This window comes from Arhodomonas sp. KWT (genome assembly GCF_010993615.1).
The window spans coordinates 1-1204 of the sequence record NZ_WNXE01000494.1; the positions used below are offsets into that span (position 1 = coordinate 1).

General features: G+C 73.2%; 1 protein-coding gene. It reads right to left on the reverse strand.

Annotated features, from left to right (window positions below):
• The coding region (locus G7A99_RS20170; RefSeq protein ID WP_163143617.1) for a type II secretion system protein at window positions 1-1100 on the reverse strand (1100 nt) is incomplete at its 3' end.
• Between the last annotated feature and the right edge of the window lie 104 nt (window positions 1101-1204).

Consider the following 1204-nt stretch of genomic DNA (forward strand, 5'->3'; position numbering starts at 1 on the left):
TCGGCCAGGTCGACGGCGTCCGGGACCAGCTTCTCCGCGCGCTCGACCCGCCTCTCGGCCTCGACGACACCGGCAATCGCCGCGCCGAGCCCGGCGGCGGCGGTAACGGTCGCCGACGTGTTGGTGACCACCGACGCCACACCCGCCGCGATGATCGGCGACAGGGTGCCGTATGACCCGATCGTCTGGGCGATGGCCAGCGCGGTGTCCGCGGTGCCGCTCGCGAGCCCCCCGGCCGCGGCCGCGACCCCGGCGGAGGCGGAGACCGTGGAGGCCTCGGCCTGGCGCAGCTGCAGGCGCAGCAGCTCGAGGTATTCGGCGGAGGTGATTGCCATCATCCGGGCGCTGTTGGCCGCGTTGAAATGCGTGTGCCCGATGGCTGCGAGGGCCTCGACGCAGTCGAAGTAACCGGCGAGACCGTCGAACGACGCGGTGGCCACGCGGTCGTCGTTGACCGCCGAGGCGCCGCGACTCGGCGCGTCGAAGACCGGCTCGCCGCTCGCCTGACGGCCGTCGAAGCGGCTGCCGTCGCCGTCGTCGTCGGACAGCCCGGGAGCGGCGATGGCGTAGGCGACATTGGTGTCCGTCCCCCCGGTGCTGGTGTGCAGCAGCGCGGGGTCCGTGTCGCCGGCGGCGGCGCGGTCGAGGGCGAAGCACAGATCGAGCATGTTCGCGTTGCCGAGGGGCGGCTCGCTGGGGGTGCCTTCCGCGTCCGTGAGCAGCGGATTGAACCGGTCGGCGGCGCGCGCCAGATCCAGGTCCTGGTCGGGGTTGCGGTAGACCCCGTAGCGCAGCTCGCCGGCGGCGCGCGTCGGCAGGCCCAGCGTCCGCCACGGCAGCAGGCCCTTCTGGGCCGGGTCGCCACAGGCCTCGCGGCCGTCATGGTCCGGGGCGGGGCACGGCAGCCGCCCGGTCTCGTAGATGAAGCCCACCAGGGCCCGCTCGGCGCGGACCATGAGCTGTTGCTGGGCCCGGGCCACCGAGGCGCGCTCAGCTGACGCCCAGTATGCGGTGAAGCCCACCGCGAGAAGACCGAGCACGGCCAGGACCACGCTGACCTCGAGCAGCGAGAAGCCGGCGATTCGGCGTCGTGCGCTCATGGCAGCAGACCTCCGCTGTCCTCGTTGACTGCGGATTCGAAGCGGTGCCGGGCGTCACCGGCATCGTCGAAGCCGATCCCGTTGCAGCTGGCCACGCCGCCGAG